Raw genomic sequence first — 23,408 nt, 5'->3', positions numbered from 1 at the left:
ATTTAAAGATATTTATAATGGGACTAAAAGTTTATATGTGGAATATTAGAGCCTAACAATTGTACCAATGCTAGTATTTATTTTAGAATATAGAAAGAAATACATAGGAATGGGGAAAAACAATGGATAAAGAGGTACTTTTTTCGCAGGAAATTAAATTTTGGAAAAGCTTAATTTTTAAAATGATACTTGCTATAGGGATAAGCTTATTTATTAGCTCATATGTTTCAGAATTTATTAGTCATCAAGTTGAAAAAGTAGTGGCGTTGAATGGTAGTGCAGGTGTTGCCATCAATACATTAATTTCATTATTCATTGGAACAGTTATTATTTCATTATGTACAAGATATATTGTATTAAAGCGTGTTAATCGTGTGCTAAAGGCAATGACAAAGGCTGCTAATGGTGATTTAACAGTGCGTATTGACGATAAATTTAAAGATGAGATTGGACAATTATCAGCTGAGTTTAATCATATGTTAGCCCAAATTGGTACAGTTATTGAGAAGGCTCATAAAGCATCCACAGATGTTTCAGAGTATACAAAGGAATTTACAGCTATTACAGAGCAGAGTAGTCATACTGTTGAAACAATTTCAGGTGCTATTGGAGGTATTGCCTCTAGTGCAGAAGGACAGTTAAGGCAATTGGATTTACTATCTAGTTCTGCTGGTTTAATTATTAAGGATATGGATCATGTCTCATCTGCTGTACAGGCAGTTGCAGCTACAGCGAATGAAACAAATCAAAAGGCAGGTTTAGGGTTGCAATTAATTAAGCAAACTATCGGAAAAATGAATACCATTAATGAGTCTGTCCATCAATCAACAGAGGTTGTGAATGCTTTAGGTGAAAAATCAAAGGAGATCAGTACAATTGTAGCGTTAATTACAAGCATTACAGATCAAACAAACTTGCTTGCATTGAATGCATCCATTGAAGCAGCACGAGCAGGAGAGGCAGGAAAAGGATTTGCGGTTGTAGCAGATGAAGTAAGAAAGCTTGCAGAGGAATCCGGAAAGGCTGCTGATAAAATCCGAACATTAGTGGACGATATTTTAAGCCAAACATCAAGTGCTGTCAATGCTATTAATAGTGGTACACAATTTGTAGATGAGGGACGAGAGGCTGTTGAACAAACGGGTGGTGCCTTTAAGAATATTGTAGATTATGTGCAACAGATTAGTCTTCGTGCAAATGAAGTAACCGATATTGTCTTACGTGTAAATGACAAAGCAGGTCAAACAGGTGATGCCGTAAAAGAGATTGTAGAAATTGCGAACAACACGTCTTCAGGCTTACAACATATCGCTGTATCCATAGAGCAGCAAACTGCGTCAAATGAGGAAATTGCAAGTTCAGCAAATGTTCTTCAATCGATGTCAAACGATTTACAAGCTGAAATTAGCCAATTTAAAGTGAGATAGAAAAAAGGGAGCATCTCGTAAAATTTAAAATGTACCCTATAAGATAGACACTTTCAAAAAGGTCATCTTATAGGGTATTTTTGTTTATAATGAAGAAAAAAACGAGTGGTGGTAAATAGGATGACTAAAAATTTATTTTCGAGACAACAACAGGCACAATTAAAATTAAATCCATACGTCAAAACGGTAAGTGCGAAAGCCATTACTTATACGGATGAATTTAAAGAATTTTTTATTGATGAATACGATAAAGGAAAATATCCAAGTGAAATATTTCTTGAGGCGGGTTTTGACATTGAAGCCCTTGGTCCCACACGTATTCGTAAAGCTTCGAATCGTTGGCGTACGGCTTATAAAGAACATGGGCTAACAGGTTTAGAAGATGCCAGAAAACATACTTCAGGCCGCCCTTTAGAGCGTGAATTAAGTTTAGAAGAAAAATACGCCCGCTTAGAGGCTAAAATGAAATTGTTAGAAGCAGAAAACGAACTTTTAAAAAAGCTAGATCAACTCGAAAGGCAGCTGATGAAGAAGAAATCAAAATAAGTACTGTACAAAAATTTGAATTAATCCATCAGAGCATTGAAAAATATCAATTAAAACGAATGGTGCGTTATCTTTGTGAAATTGCAAATGTTTCACGCTCAGGTTACTATCGCTATTTTAAAGAAGAAGCTATCTTGACTCGTCAAAAACAGCATGAAGAAGATGAGGCGGTGAAGGAAGTTATTTTAAAGGCCTTTCATTTCCGAGGACGAAAGAAAGGTGCGCGTCAAATAAAAATGACACTCGAAAACCAATATGGAACTACATACAACCTCAAGCGAATCCGTCGCATTATGAAGAAATTTAATATCATCTGCCCCATTCGAAAAGCGAATCCAGCACGTCGTATGGCAAAAGCAACGAAGGAACATTGCACCTCTCCTAACAATCTACACCGTAACTTCAAGCAAGGTGTGGCAGGAAAAGTATTACTAACCGATATCACATATTTAACATATGGAGGCGGTAAACGTGCTTATTTATCAACGATAAAAGATGCCGAAACAAATGAAATTTTAGCTTATGAAGTAACTTCTACATTAAGTATAGAAATTGCCCTTAACACGTTACATAAATTGAAGAAGCATCGCCATTTAAGGGAAGATGCCTTTATCCATTCGGATCAAGGTTTCCACTATACGAATCCAAAATTCCGAGCCTTAGTAAAGAAAATGGGCTTAGGGCAGTCCATGTCACGCCGAGGAAACTGTTGGGATAATGCGCCACAAGAATCATTCTTTGGGCATTTTAAAGATGAAACTACTATTAGAGCATGTGAAACGATAAAAGAAGTAAAAAAAGAAATAAAGAGTTATATGATTTATTACAATCATTATCGAGGGCAATGGAATTTAAAAAAGCTGCCGCCTGCAAAATACAGACAGCAGCTTCAAAACATGGCCTAACCTTTTTATTAATGTCCTTTACAAAGGGTACATTTTAATTTCCGATGCTCCCTTTTATTGTCATAACAAGTATCTCGATTATTTAGCTTCTTCGTCTGTCTCTTCTGCTTTATCGTCTTTCTTGTCAGCTTCTTTTTTAGCCGCTTCTTCAGCTTTCTTAGCTTCTTCTTCAGCTGCTTTAGCTTGTTCTTCACTTGTTGTTGTAAAGGCTTTTAGTGATTCTTGTAAATCCTTATCAGATGTTTTTACATCAGCGTCCTTTGCTAATTTTGCAATAATGTCTTTTAAAATAACTTCTGATTCACCTGATTGTGTTAATTTGCCTAATAATGTTGTACGAATATTTTCTTCTTCTTCTTCAAATGAGCCAATACCTTCTACATCACGCTTCTCTGTAATTTCAATCACATGGTAGCCAAAGCTTGATTGAACAGGCTCACTTAATGTATTTAACTCAAGCGCATAGGCAGCATCATTAAACTCATCGACCATTGACCCAACAGAGAACCAGCCAAGCTCGCCGCCTTTTTCAGCAGAACCTGTATCTGTTGAATATTCTTTCGCAACATCTGCAAATTTAGCGCCGCCTTTAATTTTTTCAATCACTTCTTTTGCTGTTGCTTCATCTGCTACTAAAATATGACGACCATTTAGTTCTGTTTTCATTTGCTCATAATATTTTTTTATATCTTCTTCTTTAATTGCTTGATCTTTTAGAGCTTTTTCTTGTAGAAGCTGTACACGTAAAGAATCTTTAAAGCCATCTTCCGTTAAGCCGCTTTCTGCAAGTGCTTGTGCAAAGCCGTCACCAAATTGTGCAGCCATCGTATCATATGCTTCTTTTACTTCTTTATCTGTTACGTCGTATTTATCAGCTAATATTTTTTCAGTAAGCATTTGTTGCATGACAAATGAGCCTGTTAAAGCCTTTGCTTTTTCATTAAAATCAGCTACTGAAATATCGCCTATTTTAGAAGTAACGATTGCTTTACTGTCCCCACCACTACATGCACCTAGCGCTAAAACAGAAGCAGCTAATGTTAAAGATAAAACTGTTTTTTTCATAATGGATATTCTCTCCTAACATGGTTTCGTCCATTTTTTACTATAACATAAACGCTTTAAAAACAAAATGGTTCCCCCTTGAGTATTGCCTATATTTCAATTTTTGAAGCGCATAGGATATAGAAAAGAAAGGGGGTGAAGTTATGGGCAACGGAGGATACGGTGGCGGTGGCTACGGCTCAGGCTTTGCTTTATTAGTTGTGTTATTTATTTTATTAATTATCGTTGGTGCAGCGTTCCTATACTAATTAATAAAATTGCGAAAAGCTAAGAGTATAAAGCTCTTAGCTTTTCTTAGCACTATCAGACATTCGTGCTATATACGGAGGATCATAAGTTGTTGCATGGGGGCTCAACTTAGGGTCATCTGTATAAGTAGGTGCGAATGTCTTTGTTATTTCCGTTATACGGCGTATAAAATTTCAATATAGAATGAGACAAGTAAAATTGTAATAAGTATATTGATTGTTCGGAATACTTTTGGTTGGTTCTCTTCGGGAATTTCACGTCGCACACACAGCGTATATGTCATGCGGTTTATTTGAAATAAATAGAATACCGAGAATAGCACTACAATCATTAATAGCAAGTCTATTCCTCCCCTCTTTCAATAGTAATAGCATAACAAAGAATATCATCAAAACACAAGTACAAGGAATTTAATGTATGGTCGGTGGAACTAAAATTTCATAGCCCTTAGGTGTTTCCTCAATTTGCGAATTTTTCGGTGAATGCAATAAATATTTCACGTACAGAATATCAATCACACATAAACTACAATGATAAGCTAATAATAATGTACCATAATGTGTATATACTGGTAAAAGTAATGTACCTACTAAAATAGTCGTATTAAGGACGATAAAGGGTGCTAATAATGCTAAAATATAACGATGCTTTGCCAGTGGCTCATGAATACGCATGTGTAACACAGGAATAATATAAAATTGCATACGCACACGTAATTTTAAATGCTGTCGTAAATCATAAAGTGCAAGAAAGTGTAAAAATTTATGGATCGGATACAGTGTTATAACAGCGATTATAAAGAGCCAAAATAAATGATCTGTATAATGCTCCTCATTGAATAAATTAAAGATTACATAAGACGTGCAAAAAACGAATAAAAACGTTAGTACACTCATTATAATAATACGCGTAGTACCGTAATGATGTTCTAGGTTTAAAATTTTCCAACAATGCATAGTGTATATCAACTCCGAAAATAGGAAGTGTCCTATTTACTGTAATTTGAATACTGTTAGAATGCAAGAAAAAGGAGGCGTTTCAGAAATATTTCTGAATGCCTCCTTTCGCAAAAATAAAACTTTATTTTATCCTTTTACAGGTGTACGTTGTTCAAGCGTGTCAAAGGAATCACGGAAATGCTGGAAGGAGCGTTCGAAAATATCAATGAAATCCTCACCATAGATATTACGAATAACAGCCATCACATCCAAAAAGTCTGGGAAACGACCATAGAGATCTTTTAATGCCAGCGATCCTTCTAGTACAGAATGATACGTATTATGATAGTTTTTATTCATTTCTATAATTAGCTCTGTGCCAGTTTCTGTTAACTCAACATACGTATTACGTTTGTCATCATCACGCTTTGAAAATTTAAGAAGCCCTCGTTCCTCTAATTTCTTGGAGAAGTTAAATGCTGTTGAAACGTGCATTACGCCGAACTTTGCTACATCGGAAATAGAAGCCCCTTTTAGATGGTAGGAAATCCATAAAATATGGTGTTCATTGATATTTAAGTCATAAGGTTTAATCCATTGCTGCCAATCCTTTTCGACCGCTTTCCATAGAGCTTTTGATAATTGTGCGATTCTTTGACTGTAAAGCATCGCTTCTTTTTTTGTGTATAATTCCTCTGACAAAACCATCACCTACTGCTTTCTTTCACATTTTAAAAATATTATAGCAGTAAAGAAAAAGAGTTTAAAGTTCGAAAAATTAAAAAAATAAAAGTTGTTAAAAAAATAACATTATAACAATTTTATTTAATAAAAAAACGAAGTTTTATTTAAACAAAAAGGACTTTAGTCGCTAACCTTTTCTTGAGATTTTTCTTTATTTTTTGTGATTTGTGCGATGTTTTGCTCGATTTCGTTTATTGAATTCTGTAATGCTTCTATTTCTTGTTGTAAATTATTTTTAGTTGGCTCAATTTCCTCTGTAAAAGTTGTAATGGTTTGTTTTAAATCATTTATTATTTGAGGAATATTATTTTTAACTTCGTTTGTCAATGTGTTGACAGATTGCTTAACAGTTCCTGCCTGCTGCTTTACATCCAAGAGCATTTCTTTTGTTTGGTCTACATTTTGCTTTAAGGAAGCACGTAGCTGTTGCCCTGATTGAGGCGTAGAGAAAAGTACAGCGAGTGTTCCGCCAATAATGCCTGTTGTAAGTCCAAGTAAAAATGGTTTTGCTTTCATATGCGTCTACCTCATTTCTTATCTGTTTATCTATTATTAAACCACGAAATGCATAAATACAAAAATAAAAAAGAAACTAACGATGTGATGAATCACCACGCATTAGCTTCTTTTCAATATTTATGAAATTTGAGAAATCGCTGTGACAAACTTAGAACGCTTCACTAATTTTGAAACAATTGGATAAATTACTGCAAAAGCGATAACGTTAAATACAACAGCTGGAAGGACAACGCCAATAAATAGCATCGCAAACGTTGCACCAACATTTGCATTAAACACAAAAAGCGCAACAGTTAAAAAGACAGTTCCAGATAAAATTGTACCCAATCCAACTAAAATTGCTGATACAGCAAAATGATTCACTAATTTTTTAAGGAATAGTAAAGCACCTAAAAAGACAAAACCTGTAATCGCCTTATCAATAATATTTGGCACAAGACCAGCAGGGAATGTTGTAAATAAACCTGAAAGAACCCCTGTTGCTAGAGAAAGTAAAAACGTTTCCTTCACAGTAGGGAACAGTAAAATGCCAATAAACATCATTGTAAGCATAAAATCAGGCTTCATGCCGTTTACCATTCCTGGTGTAACCAAATAAAGGGCCGCACCGACACCAACTAAAAGTGCCATTAATACTAAATTCTTCGTAGTCATTATCTAATCTCTCCTCAACTCAACTAATCTATTTGTCTCCCAACATGCCCTCATAGCCGTTAGCGAAACTTATTTGTGATTGTACGTTAAAATTTTGACAATTGCAATACATAATGCTAAAAACGTGATTTAAAGATGTGCTTTAATACTTTCCGCAACTTCTACCAACTGTTCTGATGAATAGGCTTGTGTTGGCCAAATTAAGCCTACGCCTTCTTTTTCATCGTAACGCGGAATAAAATGTAAGTGGTAGTGAAATACAGTTTGTCCGGCTGCAGCACCATTATTATTAATCGTATTTAAACCAATTGGCTGGAATGCGGCTTTAATGGCATTGGCAATTTTTGGCGCAGCAGCGTATAAATTACGTGCCACCTCCTCTGGCATTTCAAATAGATCTTGGCAGTGCTGCTTTGGAATTAATAGTGTGTGACCTTTTGCGACAGGTGAAATGTCTGTAAATGCATAAACATGATCGTCTTCATAAATTTTTGTACTTGGAATAGAGCCATCAATGATTTTACAAAATAGGCAATCGCTCATATGAATTTCCCCCTTATCGTATATGTAAGTATATTCTATCATACTTAAACCTGTATCATTTGCTAATTTTTGATAAAATGTAAGGTGAGACTAATCGGGTATTGCCCTATTTAAACATCATGGCCTTATGTAGAGATCTTACAACCTGTAGCTATCGCTTTGCTTTCGTACAAAAAACATCTGTTAATACGGGATAAAATAAGAAGAGGAGTGAAAATATGTCGGTATTAGAGGTACAACATGTGACGGGTGGTTATACGAGAAAACCTGTTATTAAAGATTTATCTTTTACAATTGGAAAAGGAGAACTTGTTGGCTTAATCGGCTTGAATGGGGCTGGTAAAAGTACAACGATTAAACATATTATCGGTACAATGCTGCCGAAGGAAGGGGATATTCGTCTAAATGGTGTAACCCTAAAGGAAGATACGGACAAGTATCGGACAGGCTTTTCCTATATTCCTGAAACGCCTGTCTTATACGATGAGCTAACATTAAGAGAGCACTTAGAATTAACAGCAATGGCTTATGGTATGGATAAGGCTACGCTTGATGCTCGTTCAGCCATCTTATTAAAGGAATTTCGTATGGAGAAAAGATTAAATTGGTTCCCATCTCATTTTTCAAAGGGAATGCGGCAAAAGGTTATGATTATGTGTGCCTTTTTAGTGAACCCTAGTCTTTATATTATTGATGAACCCTTTGTAGGGCTAGACCCACTTGGTATTCAATCATTGTTAGATCAGATGGATGAAAAGAAAAAAGAAGGGGCTTCGATATTAATGTCTACGCATATTTTATCGACAGCTGAGAAGCATTGTGATCGCATTATTTTGCTGCACGAAGGAAGTGTGCGAGCGCAAGGAACAATGGCAGATTTGCGTCAAGCATTTGCTATGCCAAATGCAACATTAGACGACCTTTATATTGCTATGACAAAGGAGCGGGACCATGAAGAACTTGCGTGATGTATGGTCCTCTCGCTTTATGCACTATATAGGAGAAGTACAAAAATATATGCAATTTATTTTTACAGGACATATTGCTATTGTACTTGTCTTTTTGATTGGGGCGGGAGGCTATCAATACAGTGAATGGCTAAAAGTGGTTCAAGCCGATTTTCCAGCAGAAATTTTGATTGCTGTGATTGTTGGATTATTATTAATCTTTAGTCGCCCAACTTCATTGTTACGAGAACCAGACCAAGTGTATTTATTGCCGTTGGAGTCAAAAATGTCACAGTATTTTAGCAAGGCTTTAGCGTGGACATTTTGGTCTCAAGTATGGGTAGCAGCCCTTGTTTATATTGTTAGTATTCCACTGCTAAAGGCAGTAACAGATTTAACAACGCTCAATATTTGGCTGGTCTTTTTACTGATTATTGTACTGAAGTATATTAGTGTGCAGGGTGAATTTAACTATCGCTATAGTGAGCGTGGCCAACTTGTATGGGTGGACAGGCTGATTCGAGCTGTGATATTTGTTGCGGCTATCTATATGGCTCTCCAAACGCAGCTATTATTAGCCATTATTGCGACAGTAATTGGCACTATTTATATAGTAGCTTTTCGCAAAAAATCTATTAGTGAACCTGTACCATATGAGCATTTTGTCAAGCTTGAACAAAACCGCATGATGAGCTTTTACCGCTTTGCCAATTATTTTACGGATGTACCGCATCTACATGGTAGTATTCGTCGTCGTAGCTGGCTTGATTGGCTTTATAAATTTGTTCCCTATGGTAAGGACCATACACAAAAATATTTGGTGCTTCGTACCTTTATCCGTACAGATGATCATTTCTATTTATGGCTTCGTCTGACGGCTATTTCAGCCCTCATTGCGGCTTTTGTAGATATTCCTGTTGTGACATGGATTGTTGCAGGTGCATTAAGCTTTGCCACAACCATTCAATTAAAACAAGCATTGCTAACAAGCGGGGAGTTTCGCATGGACATGCTGTATCCATTACCAGATAATGCTCGTCGTCTAGCTGTAAAGCAAATTGTACGTCTGGCGATGATAACGCAAGCTGTTATTGTTGGTGTATGTGCCATTACACAGCCGATGTTTTATCTGACGATCGTTATTATAGTTGGTATAAGTGAATTAACAACGAAAATTTCGAAACCATAAAATAAACAATAAACCGCATGACATCCAATGATGCTATGCGGTTTATTGATTTTGGTATATTGAAACATGATACAATGAGTAAAAAGGGGACAAGCAATGAACAAACGAGCGCTGTTAAAAATTCCGTTGATGAAGCTAATGGACTTGAAGATAGACTATGCGTTTAAACAATTATTTGGCAATGAAAAAAATAAAGATATTACAGTGGTGTTTTTAAACGCAATATTGAAACGTACTGGGCGAGATGTGGTCAAGGATATTACTTTTCACAATGTAGAAGTTGGTGGTGCGTATGAAGATGACAAGCAATCAAGGCTCGATCTACTCGTTAAAACAGCAAATAATGAATGGATCAATGTTGAAATTCAGTTTACCAATCAATATGATATGGTCAAACGCTCCATCTATTATTGGTCAAAAGTCTATACAAAGCCATTACAGAAAAAGATGACCTATAGACGATTGACCCCTGTTATTGCGATCAATATTATGAATTTCACTTTATTTCATAAAACCACACAGTTCCATAGCACCTATCATTTATATGAAGATACGGAAAAAATATTATTAACGGATGTGATGGAACTCCATTTTATTGAGATTCCTAAGTTATTAAGCGATTGGAAACAACAAAAGCTAGACCCGTGGAATGATGTACTTGCTAGATGGTTATTGTTATTAGGAATTGTTAATCATAAGAAAGAAAAGCAAATCTATGAGGATATTTATAACGAACTGGAGGCGATTGCGATGAAAGATGAGCAATTATTCGAGGCATTAACTCAATGGCGCGAGCTTAGTTTAACCGAAGCACAATACCATGCCTATGAAGGGCGTCTCAAGCGTATTTTAGACCAAGAAGCCGCTGAGGAAGAAGCAAAGATACGTGAGCAAGAAGCGAGAGCGAGAGGGTTACAACAAGGGTTACAACAAGGGTTAGAACAAGGGTTAGAACAAGGGTTAGAGCAGGGGTTAGAACAAGGATTAGAGCAAGGAGAAATAAAAGCTTTATCACAAATGGCAGAGATACAATTAACCCAAAAATTTGGTGAGCTACCTGAGGAATTAAAGAAAGCAATTTGTCAAGCAAATAAAGAAGTTTTGAACCAAATTACTGCTAATATTTTTACAATTGGTAGTCTTGATGAAGTGAAGGGATATTTGAAAGGGGCAGCGAAGTAATAGTTTGTAGTGACTCTTAGTGAGATTTGAACTCCCCTACTTATAGAAGTGTGGGAGTCCTGCGAACACCAGACCAACGTCTAGTTATAGTAGCAGGCTCTCCCCATAGACCCTACGGTGAAAAACTTGCAAGGATTGTACATTGGACTCCGCTGTCTAGCGTACTGCTTGGTTTTCGCTTTTCGGCTAGACAGAACGATAGAACGTTGAAGATTTTATATAACAGACGAACTTTCCTGTTACAACCTCCTATCTTCAGTTTTCAAAGAGCAGTCTGTACAGGTTCATTAGAGCACATACATTCTAATTGTACGACAATTTAGATCGACATTCATCTCCCCCTTACTCACAGGACTATCCCCTTCACGTCCCTTAAAGTGGGCGTCTTCTGTCGGAAAATGATAAAGGGCTTGAAAGGGAAGATATTCCTCTCAAGCCCTTTATTTTGTTTTAGAGAATAACCAACATGACAGCTGAAATATCGTTTTTTTTTACTCCGTATCTTCTTTCGGTATGGCACTATATGTTGTGATGTACGAAGCTGCTGAAAAGATATTTTGTTGACGTACGCCTGTTGTATCTTCGTTAGTGGCATGAGCTGTTTGAAAGGCTTTAGAGCTTTTCCATGCTTCAAATGAATGAGGTCCATTCCACTGAGTCAACACAATATAAGTATCACTTTTGATCGGTCGGAGTAAACGAAATGCCACAAACCCTGGTTCATCCTCAATGGCACGTGTACGTTGTAAAAAACGATGCTCAAATACTGGGCGACCTTCATCCGTGACAGGGATATTATTAAAGACAAAAAAGCCACGTTCTTCTAAATCATTCACTGCATCTAATACCTCAAATTTACGAGGCGTTGCAAAAACAGATTTTCCTGCTGTTTCATGGATTAAGACAGAGTTGCCATCACCATGAATTAAAATCATATGCTCCTGTGAATGCTTGTTTTTTACTTGTTCTAAAAAATCGCCAGTACCAGAAGTTAAATAAATATACATTATTTTATCCTCCTTATCAATCTTGCTAATTATAGCGTGATTATACCCTTTTCAGCATAAGTCTAACGCCTTGTGTGAAAAGAAAATACCTAGAAAGAACAATTTTATGACATTTCGTAAGGAAAACTATACAATATTAGAGGAAGCGTTTACTATTGAAAACGGATATCAATAATAAAGAAATAAACAAGACATTTTTATAATAGGAATTTATTGAGGGGAAGGAACTATTCATGACAATTTTTAATGATACACTTCTACGTGCAGCACGTGGAGAAAGGACAGCACATACACCCGTATGGTATATGCGACAGGCAGGACGTTCACAGCCAGAATACCGTGCGATTAAAGAAAAATATTCTTTAGAGGAAATTACCCATCAGCCTGAGCTATGTGCATATGTTACCCGTCTTCCTGTAGAAAATTACAATGTCGATGCAGCAATTTTATACAAGGATATTGTCACACCTCTCCCTGGAATTGGGATTGATGTAAAAATCAAAGCAGGCGTTGGTCCTGTTATTGCAAACCCTATTCGTTCAGTTGCAGATGTAGAAAGCCTAGGTGAATTTAATGCGAAAGAGCATACACCATTTGTATTAGAAACAATTAAGCTGTTAACAGAAGAACAGCTCAATGTGCCGTTAATTGGTTTTGCAGGCGCACCATTTACACTTGCGAGCTACATGATTGAAGGTGGTCCTTCAAAAAATTATAATAAAACAAAATCATTTATGGTATCAGAGCCTCAAGCGTGGTTTGCTTTAATGGATAAGCTGGCTGATATGATTATTGCGGATGTAACGGCTCAAATTCAAGCTGGTGCAAAAGCTATCCAAGTATTCGATTCTTGGGTCGGGGCCTTAAATGTTGAAGATTATCGTATATTTATTAAACCAGTGATGACCCGTATTTTTGCAGAGCTACAAAAGGAAAATGTGCCATTGATTCAATTTGGTGTTGGTGCTAGCCATTTAGCAAAGGAATGGAATGATTTACCGATTGATGTGGTAGGCTTAGACTGGCGTTTACCTATTAAAGAGGCGCGTGCACATGGTATTACAAAGCCTGTACAAGGCAACTTAGACCCATCCTTATTACTAGCGGATTGGTCGGTGATTGAAAAACGTACAAAAGATATTATCGATCAAGGCTTAGAAATGCCAGGACATATCTTTAACTTAGGACATGGTGTGTTTCCAGAGGTTGACCCAGATGTCTTAAAACGTCTGACTGCACTTATTCATGAATATAGTGCACAACAAATTCAAGCACATTCTTAATAATATGTCCTTTTCTATGGATGAATGATTGATGTCATTGTAGAAAGGGAGCTGTCCAACATACAGGATTGGGCAGCTTCTTTTTGTCACATAATGTATAAAAATAAATTTAGAGGTGAAAAGGGAATGAAAGAAGTTAAAGGCTTATTGGTAATGGCATACGGAACACCTTATAAAGAAGAAGATATCGAACCTTACTATACGCATATTCGTCATGGACGCAAACCTTCTGCAGAGCATTTAGAGGATTTACGCAGTCGTTATGAGGCAATTGGCGGTTTATCACCATTAGCAGCAGCAACACAGGCGCAGGCTGAAGCATTATGTGCACGTTTAAATGAAGTACAGGATGCGGTAGAATATAAATTATTTATCGGTTTAAAACATATTCATCCTTTTATTGAAGATGCAGTAGAGCAAATGGCAGCAGAGGGTATCAAAGAAGCAGTTTCTATTGTTTTAGCTCCTCATTTCTCTACATTCTCTATTAAGTCTTATAATGGTCGTGCTGAAGAGGCAGCAGGAGGTCGCTTAAAGATTACTTCTGTAGAATCTTGGTATGATGAGCCGAAATTTATTGAGTATTGGAAGCAGCAAGTTAATGCTACATTTGATGCAATGTCTGATGAAGAACGTGAAAAAGCATGTTTAATTGTATCAGCACATTCATTACCTGAAAAAATTAAAAGCCTAGGCGATCCTTACGAAGAACAATTGATTGAAACGGCTCAACTTATCCAACAAGCAACAGGTTTAAAAAATGTAGAGGTTGGCTGGCAATCGGCAGGACAAACACCAGAACCGTGGATTGGTCCAGATGTCCAAGACCTAACACGTGATTTATATAAGGAAAAAGGTTTCCGTTCATTTGTTTATACACCAGTAGGCTTTGTCACTGAGCATTTAGAAGTATTATATGACAATGATTTTGAGTGTAAAGTTGTTTGTGATGAACTTGGTGCAAAATACTATCGTCCAGCGATGCCTAATACACATCCATTATTTATTGATGCGATGGTAGATGCGATTCATAAAAAATTAAGCTAAGCGAAAAGAAAGTGATGATGTTGGTGACTCAGAAAAGACGAAAGGTAGTTGTTGTTGGCGGCGGTATTACTGGCCTTGCAGCTGCGTTCTATATGCAACAAGAAGCAAGCACAAAAGAATTGCCATTAGATATCGTACTTGTCGAGTCGTCATTACGTCTTGGCGGAAAAATTCAAACACTGAGAAAAGATGGCTTTATCATTGAGCGTGGGCCAGAATCCTTTTTTGATCGTGAGAACTATGTCAATGCCTTAGCAAAGGATCTTGGTATCGAACAAAAAATAATGACAAGTAATGCAGGGCCTACCTATGTGGCTGTAGGTAGTGCGCTCTACCCAATACCTAGCCACCTGTTATCGGGAGAGACGCCACATATCTCATCTTTTATTACATCAGGCTTATTTTCGCTTAGTGGTAAGGTTCGAGCTGCTGGGGATTTTTTCATCCCTCGTTCTGAACAAGATGATGATCAACCATTAGGAGCGTTTTTTAGAAGAAGGTTTGGTGCAGAAGTAGTGGAAAATTTAGTTGAACCATTACTTGCAGGTACATTTGCGGGAGATATCGAGCAATTAAGTATGAGCTCTACATTTCCACAGCTATATAGCTTAGAGCAAAAATATCGCAGCTTACTCATTGGCATGAAGAAGTCAGGTGCAAACTTCTTAAGTCAGCATTCTGTTGATGAAAATAAGGGAATCTTTCAAACGTTTAGCAATGGTCTTGAAACGCTAATTGAAAGTTTAGAAGAATCACTACTTCCTGGGACTGTGATGAAGGGTGTCAAAGTTGAGGAAATTGACCATGGCAAGGATGGATCAGTTCAAGTAATGCTAAATAATTTCTCACATATCAGGGCTGACGGAGTCATTATTGCAACACCCTTTGATAGGATAGAGAAAATGTTTAGTAGGCAGCATTTGTTAAATGAGCTAGGAACAATGAAGGCGGCAACGATTGCAACGGTCACGATGGCCTTTAAAAGGGAACAGCTTGGAAATGTCGATGCACTTGCATTTTACGTCTCTCGAAATAGTGATTTTTCAATAACTTCCTGTACATGGATGAATCGAAAATGGCCAGGTACAGCGCCGGAGGATCATATTTTATTGCGCAGCTATATTGGACGAGTGGGCGATGAGGCGATTGTAGCTTTATCAGATACTGAGATTGAAAAAACTGTCTTACAGGATTTACAAAAAACGATTGGGATAGATGGCGCACCTATTACTACTGTTGTGACACGATGGAAAAATGCAATGCCTCAATATACGGTTGGGCATGAGGCAAAGGTTCAACGGATCAAGCAGGAATTACAGCAACACTTTCCAACTGTTAAATTATCAGGAAGCTCCTTTGAGGGCATATCTGTACCGGAATGTGTACAACAAGGTAAAAAGGTAGCAGAAGAAATACTACAAGAATTATGGAAATAGAAAATAGTACAAACATTCGCTTAGATGTTTGTACTATTTTTATGTTTATTAATAAATAGAGGATAGAATTACTGAATGAATGGATAGAAACTTAAAAGTGGTGGATTGAATAGCTGAATTAGTGGATAATGTATAAAAGCTAGCTAATTTTTACAATAAACAGAAAAATTTCATATAGAAAGGACTGGAATACTATGGAATTGCGGCATTTAGAATATTTTTTAATGGTTAGTAAAGAGCTACATTTTACAAAAGCTGCTGAAAAATTAGGAATTTCACAGCCCACTTTAAGCCATCAAATTAAGATGCTTGAAAAAGAGATAGGCTATTCATTATTTAACCGTGTCGGCAAGAAAATTGAACTGACGAAGGTAGGAGAAATTGTCCAACAAGAAGCCTTGAATATTCAAGGTTCTATCCAAAGCATGGCTTCACAAATTGTAGCATTCTCGAAAATAGAAATCGGAGAATTGAAAATTGCTGTATTACCAGGGGAAATAACCGATTTAGTATCTACTCTATGCATTCCATTTAACCAGCTATATCCGAACATTAAAGTGTTTATTGAAACGACAGATCAGGTAGAAAAGGCCGTTTTAGAAAATCGAGCTGATTTTGGAATTAGCTTTCACCTTAATCAATATGATATATTGCAAGTAACAAAGCTATATGATGAAGACTTTTATTTGATTAGTAATCAATGTAATGAAGAGTCAAAAGTTTCATTTTCTGCTGTTTTAGATGGTCCTCTTATTTTATTTCCAACGATGCATCAATGTAGAAAATTACTGAATAAGACAAGCTTTGAAATGGGCAGGCAATTAGAGCCTATTGTTGAAACGTCTAGTATTAAATCTATCTTGAATCTAGTTCGAAGTGGTATCGGCCGTAGTATTGTCTCACGTACTTTATATGAATTTTATGATACAGGAGATTTATTTTTCCAACATATTGAAAAGCCATCTTTGACGAGTGGTGTTTATCTTGTGATGAAAAAGAACTGTTTTATTAATTATGCAGCCCGTGAATATATTAAATTATTAGTACGTGAAATTGAAAAGCTTCATTTTCACACAGAGAAAGATGCGATTAATTCTTTGTATAGTTATGTATTATAGTTTTTATCTATCATTATCATAGAAATAATGTAATAGACGAACGGAAGAGCCCTCTTTACAATATAGACAAGACATCTTATGAAGATCACAAATAAATATGGTTAAGGTATGTTTGATTGGGAGTAATGTTTATGAATTTTATCAGGTATTAAAAGGCTGTAAATCCTCCATTTCAAAATGAAAGGTAACACCAACATGTGGCAGCCTGCAAAAAACGTGGAGATGAGGAAAACCTCACTGGTTAAAGCTTCATTTTATACCAAAAATTCATAAAGTAAAAGCGCAATACTAAACTAATATGAGGTGATTGTGAATGGGAAAAGATTTAAGTCAATTCATTAGAAATGAAGCATTTTTAGACAAAGTTGTTTCAGCAGAGGAAGCAGCTTCTTGGATTGAAGACGGAATGAATCTTGGCATGAGTGGATTTACACTTTTCGGTGAGCCAAAGGAATTTCCGATTGCACTTTCTAAACGTGGTGAGCAAGAAGACTTTAAAATCAACCTGTATACTGGAGCTTCATTAGGACCAACTGCCGACCAATCAATGGCTGAGGCTGGCATCGTTAACTTACGTGTTCCTTACCAAGGAAATGCTGTAATGCGTGGGAAAATCAATAAAGGTGAAATATACTATATTGATCAGCATCTATCCCATACAGCAGAAGAAGTGAGAAAAGAAACATTAGGAAAAATAAACTATGCGATTATCGAAGCAGCTGCAATCACTGAAGATGGTTATATTATTCCAACTGGTTCTGTAGGAAATTCGCCAATCTTTGTGGAAAAGGCTGAAAACGTTATCATTGAAATCAACACGACTGCACCTAGAGCATATGAAGGGCTACATGATATCTATGTACAGAAAGAGCAAGGCGAGCGTAGAGAGATTCCGATTTATAATGCTTCAGATCGAATTGGAGAAATTGGCATTAAGGTGGATGCAGAAAAAGTAAAAGGAATTATTTTATCAGAACAGCCTGATGTTCCTTCACCATTATTTGAGCCAAACGAGGAAACACAGCAAATTGCGAATCACTTATTAGATTTCCTTGCTAGTGAAGTAGCGGCAGGAAGTTTACCAGAATCATTAGCTCCGTTACAATCTGGAGTGGGATCTGTTGCAAATGCAGTGTTAAATGGCATGGCAAGTTCCCAATTCAAAGATATTGAAGTGTTTTCTGAAGTATTACAAGATGGAGTCTTTGACTTAATTGATGCGGGGATCGTTAAATTTGCAGCTGGTACTGCATTCTCCCTTTCAAAGAAGCGTGTTGATTCATTAGCGGAAGATTTAGAGAAATACAAAGATAAAATTATGTTTAGACCACAAGAAATTTCGAACAACCCAGAAGTGATTCGCCGTTTAGGTGTGATTTCATTTAACACTGCAATCGAAGTGGATATTTATGGAAATGTCAATTCGACGCATATTAATGGAACAAAAATTATGAATGGCATAGGTGGCTCTGGTGACTTTGCACGTAATGCTAGAATTACAATTTTTGTAACTTCTTCGTTAGCGAAAGATGGAGCGATTTCAACGATTGTTCCTTTTGTATCGCATATTGACCATACAGAGCATGATGTAGATGTTATTGTGACAGAGCAAGGCTATGCTGATCTTCGTGGACTTCCACCAGTGAAGAGAGCAGAAAAGCTTATCGAGATCGCACATCCTAAGTATAGACCACAATTACGCGCTTACTTTGAAGAAGCAAAAGAGAAAGTGGGCGGTCAAACGCCACATATTCTCGAAAAGGCTTTCTCTTTCCATACAAACCTAAAAGAAAAAGGAACAATGTTAATGGAAGAAGAAGTAACAAACTAAATTATGAGACTAAAACTGGGTTACGTTATAACACGTAGCCCTTTTTTGATTAATTAATCTCTACTTAAAGTGTTGAATTATAATAGTTTTTATTTATTATTATCATAAAAATAATTGAATAGACGGATGAGAAAATGCTCTTTACAATGTAGCTAAGTTTATAAAGCTGAGAACGAACAAAGTGTAAAGGAGGATTTTTAATATGTTTCAAGAAATAGCAAGCATTAAAATTCCAGATTCTCAATTAGTAAAAGAGGCAGCAGATATTTTGCGTGAACATGAAAACGACTTGTTGTGGAATCATTCAAATCGTGTTTTTTTCGTTTTCTGACAGAAGACCCCCACTTCAAGCTTTAGCTAAGTGGGGTAGCCCAATTGGTGCAGTCAACGGAAAAAAATACAGAGCAGAATTATGATGTAGAGTTACTCTATGTAAGTGCATTAATCCATGATTTAGGCTTAACAAAAAAGTTTAGTAGCCTAAATTTACGATTTGAAGTGGACGGTGCAAATGCAGTAAGAAGCTTCCTTCAGCATTATCAAACTCCAGATGAATCGATTCATCTTGTATGGGATGCGATTGCAGAACATAAAGAGACTGAAGTAGCACTACTCTTTTCAGGTGTTGGTTTAGATGGGATGGGCAAGGGTTTCGAATAATTTCCTGATGATTTGTGCGAAGAAATTATAAATGCTTACCTTCGTAATAGTTTTAGTGAGAAATTATTCCATTATTTTATAAAGGCTTTAAGCATAAACCAGAAACTACTATGAAGGAAGGCATTGTTAAACATTTCAGTCCAGAATATAATAATAATAAATTTCTGACATTGTATTTTACATTCCCGATGGTCAGAATAACAAACAGCCCTAACAATGTAACGTGAATGAAGCATATATCATATTTTGTTATAGGGCTATTCTGGAATAAAACATGGATTTTAAACAATTGTAGTGCTATATTTTCAGCATAGTGAAGTAGCTTCCAGCAAAATTGAAACAAGTATAACCCCGTCTTAATGTTAGAGGGAGGTTATACTTGTTTTAGTTGTTAAGATTAAATAATTTTATTGTCAAACGCTAGGAGATTCGATGACACGACCAAACGATACCGCCAGAATTCGCACCACCAAGTGTAAGACCGACTGTTAGTCCACTAGCTTCATAGTACAAATCAATTGTATCACCAGCATTTAATTCTACTTCGCCTGTTAAAGTGACCGTGCCGTTTCCAAGAACTGCTCGTAAAGTTAATAATGTAATGGCTACGTTTAATACTGGGAATAAGCCACTTATTAAGTTTGTTGTACCATTTCGACGGATGGCAAAGGAAGGGTTTATACCTGATCCTAAGCTTAAGGAAATGGCAGCAGTTGTAGAGTAGTTGATCGTTGCTTCAAAGGAATACCTACCTGTTGTAGGGACAGTGAATATACCAGTTCCTGGATTAAAGGCAGGTGTTCCAAAGTAAGGAGTTACAACACTCCAATTAGTAAGAGTAGTAGAAGCATTCACGGCTAATGTATTTTTAAATGCAGAGAACCCTTCAGTAAATGCTGGACCTGTCGCTCCAGTAGTTCCTGTTGCCCCGGTAATCCCTGTCACGCCAGTAGGACCAGTTACCCCAGTAACTCCTGTTGTGCCAGTAGGACCAGTTACCCCAGTAGCTCCTGTTGCCCCAGTAGAGCCCATCACGCCAGTAGGACCAGTTACCCCAGTAACTCCTGTTGCTCCAGTAGAGCCTGTCACGCCAGTAGGACCAGTTGCCCCGGTGATCCCTGTCACGCCAGTAGAACCAGTTACCCCAGTAGCTCCTGTTGCCCCAGTAGAGCCCGTCACGCCAGTAGGACCAGTTACCCCAGTAACTCCTGTTGTGCCAGTAGCTCCTGTTGCTCCAGTAGAGCCTGTCACGCCAGTAGGACCAGTTGCCCCGGTGATCCCTGTTGTCCCAGTAGAGCCCGTCACGCCAGTAGGACCAGTTGCCCCAGTAGAGCCCGTCATGCCAGTAGGACCAGTTATCCCAGTAACTCCTGTTGCCCCAGTAGAGCCCGTCACGCCAGTAGGACCAGTTGCCCCGGTAATCCCAGTCACACCAGTAGGACCAGTTACCCCAGTAACTCCTGTTGTGCCAGTAGCTCCAGTAGCTCCAGTAGAGCCTGTCACGCCAGTAGGACCAGTTGCCCCGGTGATCCCTGTCACGCCAGTAGAACCAGTTACCCCAGTAGCTCCTGTTGCCCCAGTAGAGCCCGTCATGCCAGTAGGACCAGTTATCCCAGTAACTCCTGTTGCCCCAGTAGAGCCCGTCACGCCAGTAGCCCCTGTTGCCCCGGTAATCCCAGTCACGCCAGTAACTCCTGTAGCCCCAGTAACTCCCATCACGCCAGTAGAGCCTGTTGTCCCAGTAGAGCCCGTCACGCCAGTAGGACCAGTAGCCCCAGTAGAGCCCGTCACGCCAGTAGTTCCTGTTGCCCCGGTAATCCCAGTCACGCCAGTAGGACCAGTAGCCCCGGTAATCCCAGTCACACCAGTAGGACCAGTTACCCCAGTAACTCCTGTTGTGCCAGTAGCTCCTGTAGCCCCAGTAACTCCCATCACGCCAGTAGAGCCTGTTGCCCCGGTAATCCCAGTCACACCAGTAGGACCAGTTACCCCAGTAACTCCTGTTGTGCCAGTAGCTCCAGTAGCTCCAGTAGAGCCTGTCACGCCAGTAGGACCAGTTACCCCAGTAACTCCTGTTGTGCCAGTAGCTCCAGTAGCTCCAGTAGAGCCTGTCACGCCAGTAGGACCAGTTACCCCAGTAACTCCTGTTGTGCCAGTAGGACCAGTTACCCCAGTAGAGCCCGTCGCGCCAGTAGCTCCTGTAGCCCCAGTAGAGCCCGTCACGCCAGTAGCCCCTGTTGTCCCGGTAATCCCAGTCACACCAGTAGGACCAGTTACCCCAGTAACTCCTGTAGCCCCAGTAACTCCCGTCACGCCAGTAGCCCCTGTTGCCCCAGTAGAGCCCGTCACGCCAGTAGGACCAGTAGCCCCGGTAACTCCTGTTGCTCCAGTAGGACCAGTAGCCCCGGTAACTCCTGTTGCTCCAGTAGGACCAGTAGCCCCGGTAATCCCTGTTGCCCCAGTAGCTCCTGTACTTCCTGTAGGTCCAGTAATGCCCCCAGTCGTGCCAGTAGGTCTTATAGGCCAAATTGGGCATGAAGCAGGAGCGTTGTTACAGCAACAAGGAAATGAATTACACTTACTACAAACACGATTTAAGAAATTTCCAAAATGCATGATTTCACCTCCTCTCTCACATAGCGTATTCGTAGATAGAAAAGAGGAAGCAGACATATAACTATTAATTGTTGATAAATATAGCATTGTTTATAGAATTTTAAGGCTTTACCTAACTATTGATAGATAGTTGGAGAAGGAAATGAAATATATAGTAAGCAGTATAAAAGACAAATCCGAAACCCCTATTCCCATCTATATGAAAGAAAGAAGTTTTCCTCTTACGTACTTATTTTCTTATGGAAGCTTCCCGTTGTTACTACAAGCTCTCACTTATATTTAAGATGAAACGTCCTCCTGCCTATGCTTTAAAATACGTTGGAAGTATTTTTTATTGTGTAAAATTCTTGCATCGTTGGGGATAAAGGAGCTGGCTAGTTTATTATGGGCGTGGGCGAGTTCGTATTGTTGCAAACGGTCATAAAGAACGCATAGTTGCAGGTGAGGGAGCCATGTAGAAAAGCTTTTATGTTGAAATGGGGCATTTGGATTTTGTTTAATCATAAGTGCTTGTTCATACCAAAAGATAGCTTCATAATTTCTACCTTGCTCCATAAAATGATAGCCTAAACGACAGCAGGCTTCGGGGCGAGGAATATCGTATTCAAAGCTTCGTAAAATAGCACTTATGTTATTTTCGTTATCATGTAAATGTGAATAGCAATCAGCTAGCTTATAACAGGCACGAATATTATCTTCCACCCAGCCTAATTTAGAAGTCAAAAATAACTCATAATAATAAATAGCGTCTTCGAATTGGCCATGATCAAGTAACTCGTTGGCAAAATAAAATGTATCACGAGGGGTGAGTGTTGTTCCTGACTCAATAAGTTGTTTATAAATGGAAATATTCCGTGAGTGGTCATGAGTCAGTGGTAAATGACTAACTGCTATATCGCTATCAAAGAGACGGCCGCCAACCTCTAAATATTCATGAACAGCGCCAATCCATTGAAATTGCTTCTCTTTTTTGACAAGACGATATCTTCTTATTAAAGTGTCCACGTTGCCTTCAGGATCAAAGCTTAAATGATAATTCATTGATACTGCATCTATATCAGGGGCTAGTGATTTTTTTAGTGCCATCAGTTTTTCTCGATCCTCCTCCAACAAAACGTCGTCAGCATCCAGCCAAAGAATATAGTCCTTTGTTGCCTGTTGAAAGGAAAAGTTTCGTGCAGCTGCGAAATGCTGAATCCATTCAAAATCAAAAATTCGATCTGTAAATTGTTCAACAATTTGTTTAGTATTATCTGTTGAGCCTGTATCCACGATATTTATTTCATCAACTACATCTTTAACAGATGCAAGACATCTACCAATCACATCTTCCTCATTCTTAACAATCATACATAAACTAATTGAAATCAAGGGCTATTCCTCCTTACCATTATCTTTGTAGTATATGAGTTCCTGATAGAAATGGCTGGATGATTGAAATGTGAAATATAATTTGTATGGTTTGTCATAAATTTACCTCTCAAGTTTCACCTCGATTTCAC

23 protein-coding genes are annotated in these 23,408 nt (G+C 38.0%); 13 read left to right on the top strand and 10 right to left on the bottom strand.

The window, feature by feature from the left end; all coding sequences use genetic code 11:
• Positions 1 to 122: 122 nt before the first annotated feature.
• Both MHB44_RS18525 and MHB44_RS18520 read left to right on the top strand, forming a co-directional pair.
• Positions 123 to 1,427 (top strand): methyl-accepting chemotaxis protein, encoded by a 1,305-nt coding sequence (locus MHB44_RS18525; RefSeq protein ID WP_341300361.1) that lies wholly within the window; start codon positions 123 to 125, stop codon positions 1,425 to 1,427.
• A gap of 120 nt (positions 1,428 to 1,547) precedes the next feature.
• A protein-coding gene (locus MHB44_RS18520) for an IS3 family transposase (protein ID WP_341300360.1) occupies positions 1,548 to 2,878 on the top strand; the annotation gives its coding sequence in 2 pieces (ribosomal slippage) (positions 1,548 to 1,932 and positions 1,932 to 2,878; 1,332 coding nt in all).
• A gap of 78 nt (positions 2,879 to 2,956) precedes the next feature.
• On the opposite strand, the gene MHB44_RS18515 is transcribed toward MHB44_RS18520, so the two are convergent.
• Positions 2,957 to 3,943, bottom strand: coding sequence for a peptidylprolyl isomerase (locus MHB44_RS18515; protein WP_341300359.1), 987 nt, complete (start codon positions 3,941 to 3,943; stop codon positions 2,957 to 2,959).
• A 143-nt stretch (positions 3,944 to 4,086) separates the two neighbouring features.
• On the opposite strand from MHB44_RS18515, the gene MHB44_RS18510 reads away from it, so the two are divergent.
• Positions 4,087 to 4,191: a YjcZ family sporulation protein gene (locus MHB44_RS18510; protein WP_004230765.1), complete on the top strand. Its 105-nt coding sequence runs from the start codon at positions 4,087 to 4,089 to the stop codon at positions 4,189 to 4,191.
• A 155-nt stretch (positions 4,192 to 4,346) separates the two neighbouring features.
• Here the strand turns inward: MHB44_RS18510 and MHB44_RS18505 are convergent, their stop codons facing one another.
• The 6 genes from MHB44_RS18505 to MHB44_RS18480 all read right to left on the bottom strand — a co-directional run bounded on the left by MHB44_RS18505 (position 4,347) and on the right by MHB44_RS18480 (position 7,590).
• A complete protein-coding gene (locus MHB44_RS18505) occupies positions 4,347 to 4,532 on the bottom strand; it encodes a hypothetical protein (protein ID WP_053995146.1) in 186 nt (61 codons plus the stop codon).
• 70 nt (positions 4,533 to 4,602) lie between these two features.
• The gene (locus MHB44_RS18500) at positions 4,603 to 5,148 is read right to left on the bottom strand and encodes a DUF3267 domain-containing protein (protein ID WP_341300358.1); all 546 of its coding nucleotides are present in this window, start codon (positions 5,146 to 5,148) and stop codon (positions 4,603 to 4,605) included.
• A gap of 129 nt (positions 5,149 to 5,277) precedes the next feature.
• Positions 5,278 to 5,838, bottom strand: coding sequence for an HTH-type transcriptional regulator Hpr (locus MHB44_RS18495; RefSeq protein WP_053995144.1), 561 nt, complete (start codon positions 5,836 to 5,838; stop codon positions 5,278 to 5,280).
• A gap of 156 nt (positions 5,839 to 5,994) precedes the next feature.
• Complete coding sequence (locus tag MHB44_RS18490) at positions 5,995 to 6,390, bottom strand: YtxH domain-containing protein (RefSeq protein WP_053995143.1); 396 nt, start codon at positions 6,388 to 6,390, stop codon at positions 5,995 to 5,997.
• A 120-nt stretch (positions 6,391 to 6,510) separates the two neighbouring features.
• Positions 6,511 to 7,047: a tryptophan transporter gene (locus MHB44_RS18485; RefSeq protein ID WP_341300357.1), complete on the bottom strand. Its 537-nt coding sequence runs from the start codon at positions 7,045 to 7,047 to the stop codon at positions 6,511 to 6,513.
• Between the two features lie 129 nt (positions 7,048 to 7,176).
• The gene (locus MHB44_RS18480; protein WP_341300356.1) at positions 7,177 to 7,590 is read right to left on the bottom strand and encodes an HIT family protein; all 414 of its coding nucleotides are present in this window, start codon (positions 7,588 to 7,590) and stop codon (positions 7,177 to 7,179) included.
• 218 nt (positions 7,591 to 7,808) lie between these two features.
• On the opposite strand from MHB44_RS18480, the gene MHB44_RS18475 reads away from it, so the two are divergent.
• From MHB44_RS18475 to MHB44_RS18465, 3 genes are all read left to right on the top strand, one after another.
• A complete protein-coding gene (locus tag MHB44_RS18475; protein ID WP_341300355.1) occupies positions 7,809 to 8,558 on the top strand; it encodes an ABC transporter ATP-binding protein in 750 nt (249 codons plus the stop codon).
• Positions 8,542 to 9,726, top strand: coding sequence for an ABC transporter permease (locus tag MHB44_RS18470; protein WP_341300354.1), 1,185 nt, complete (start codon positions 8,542 to 8,544; stop codon positions 9,724 to 9,726). The genes MHB44_RS18475 and MHB44_RS18470 overlap by 17 nt, the downstream gene beginning before the upstream one ends.
• A gap of 96 nt (positions 9,727 to 9,822) precedes the next feature.
• Positions 9,823 to 10,908 (top strand): Rpn family recombination-promoting nuclease/putative transposase, encoded by a 1,086-nt coding sequence (locus MHB44_RS18465; protein ID WP_341300353.1) that lies wholly within the window; start codon positions 9,823 to 9,825, stop codon positions 10,906 to 10,908.
• A 491-nt stretch (positions 10,909 to 11,399) separates the two neighbouring features.
• On the opposite strand, the gene MHB44_RS18460 is transcribed toward MHB44_RS18465, so the two are convergent.
• The gene (locus MHB44_RS18460) at positions 11,400 to 11,915 is read right to left on the bottom strand and encodes an antibiotic biosynthesis monooxygenase (RefSeq protein ID WP_341300352.1); all 516 of its coding nucleotides are present in this window, start codon (positions 11,913 to 11,915) and stop codon (positions 11,400 to 11,402) included.
• A 233-nt stretch (positions 11,916 to 12,148) separates the two neighbouring features.
• Here MHB44_RS18460 and hemE point away from each other — a divergent pair, with 233 nt between their 5' ends.
• From hemE to MHB44_RS18425, 7 genes are all read left to right on the top strand, one after another.
• Positions 12,149 to 13,198, top strand: coding sequence for a uroporphyrinogen decarboxylase (gene hemE / locus MHB44_RS18455; protein ID WP_341300351.1), 1,050 nt, complete (start codon positions 12,149 to 12,151; stop codon positions 13,196 to 13,198).
• Positions 13,199 to 13,324: 126 nt separating this feature from the next.
• Positions 13,325 to 14,245 (top strand): ferrochelatase, encoded by a 921-nt coding sequence (hemH, locus tag MHB44_RS18450; RefSeq protein ID WP_341300350.1) that lies wholly within the window; start codon positions 13,325 to 13,327, stop codon positions 14,243 to 14,245.
• 14 nt (positions 14,246 to 14,259) lie between these two features.
• Complete coding sequence (gene hemY / locus MHB44_RS18445) at positions 14,260 to 15,681, top strand: protoporphyrinogen oxidase (RefSeq protein ID WP_341303000.1); 1,422 nt, start codon at positions 14,260 to 14,262, stop codon at positions 15,679 to 15,681.
• Positions 15,682 to 15,875: 194 nt separating this feature from the next.
• Positions 15,876 to 16,799 carry a LysR family transcriptional regulator gene (locus tag MHB44_RS18440; RefSeq protein ID WP_341300349.1) on the top strand — a complete coding sequence of 308 codons (924 nt, stop codon included), beginning with the start codon at positions 15,876 to 15,878 and terminating at the stop codon, positions 16,797 to 16,799.
• Positions 16,800 to 17,112: 313 nt separating this feature from the next.
• The gene (locus MHB44_RS18435) at positions 17,113 to 18,630 is read left to right on the top strand and encodes a succinate CoA transferase (protein WP_341300348.1); all 1,518 of its coding nucleotides are present in this window, start codon (positions 17,113 to 17,115) and stop codon (positions 18,628 to 18,630) included.
• A 202-nt stretch (positions 18,631 to 18,832) separates the two neighbouring features.
• Entirely contained in the window at positions 18,833 to 18,961 is a 129-nt protein-coding gene (locus MHB44_RS18430) for a hypothetical protein (RefSeq protein ID WP_341300347.1), read from the top strand.
• A 47-nt stretch (positions 18,962 to 19,008) separates the two neighbouring features.
• Positions 19,009 to 19,290: a hypothetical protein gene (locus MHB44_RS18425; protein WP_341302999.1), complete on the top strand. Its 282-nt coding sequence runs from the start codon at positions 19,009 to 19,011 to the stop codon at positions 19,288 to 19,290.
• Between the two features lie 420 nt (positions 19,291 to 19,710).
• On the opposite strand, the gene MHB44_RS18420 is transcribed toward MHB44_RS18425, so the two are convergent.
• Both MHB44_RS18420 and MHB44_RS18415 read right to left on the bottom strand, forming a co-directional pair.
• Positions 19,711 to 21,906, bottom strand: coding sequence for a collagen-like protein (locus MHB44_RS18420; RefSeq protein ID WP_341300346.1), 2,196 nt, complete (start codon positions 21,904 to 21,906; stop codon positions 19,711 to 19,713).
• A gap of 279 nt (positions 21,907 to 22,185) precedes the next feature.
• Positions 22,186 to 23,277 carry a glycosyltransferase gene (locus MHB44_RS18415; protein ID WP_341300345.1) on the bottom strand — a complete coding sequence of 364 codons (1,092 nt, stop codon included), beginning with the start codon at positions 23,275 to 23,277 and terminating at the stop codon, positions 22,186 to 22,188.
• Between the last annotated feature and the right edge of the window lie 131 nt (positions 23,278 to 23,408).

This window comes from Lysinibacillus sp. FSL H8-0500, assembly GCF_038051955.1.
In the GTDB taxonomy this organism is placed as follows: Bacteria; Bacillota; Bacilli; order Bacillales_A; family Planococcaceae; genus Lysinibacillus; species Lysinibacillus macroides.
The sequence above is the reverse complement of the archived record's forward strand: the minus strand, read 5'-3'. Positions and strand labels throughout refer to the sequence as shown.